The 239-nt window shown below is 62.8% G+C and carries 1 protein-coding gene; it reads left to right on the top strand.

Annotated elements, in window-relative coordinates; translation table 11 throughout:
• A partial coding sequence (locus SB751_RS34890; protein ID WP_410749598.1) for a sugar phosphate isomerase/epimerase family protein occupies positions 1 to 239 on the top strand: 239 nt, incomplete at both ends.

Here is a 239-nt window from a genome sequence, read left to right as displayed (position 1 = left end):
AACTGCATCCGGGCGAGGATCTGCACGACGGCGTGACTTTCGAGCGTTTTCTGGCCGCCGTGGACGATCATCCGCGCGCGAACATTCTCTACGACCCGAGCCATTTCGTGCTCCAGCAGCTCGATTACCTCGCGTTCATCGACCTCTACCACGCGCGCATCAAGGCCTTTCACGTGAAGGACGCGGAATTCCGGCCCACGGGGCGGCAGGGCGTGTACGGCGGCTATAGCGACTGGGTC

Source organism: Cupriavidus sp. SIMBA_020, from assembly GCF_046535395.1.
GTDB classification, from domain to species: Bacteria; Pseudomonadota; Gammaproteobacteria; order Burkholderiales; family Burkholderiaceae; genus Cupriavidus; species Cupriavidus campinensis.
This window is presented reverse-complemented; position numbering and strand designations above follow the sequence as displayed.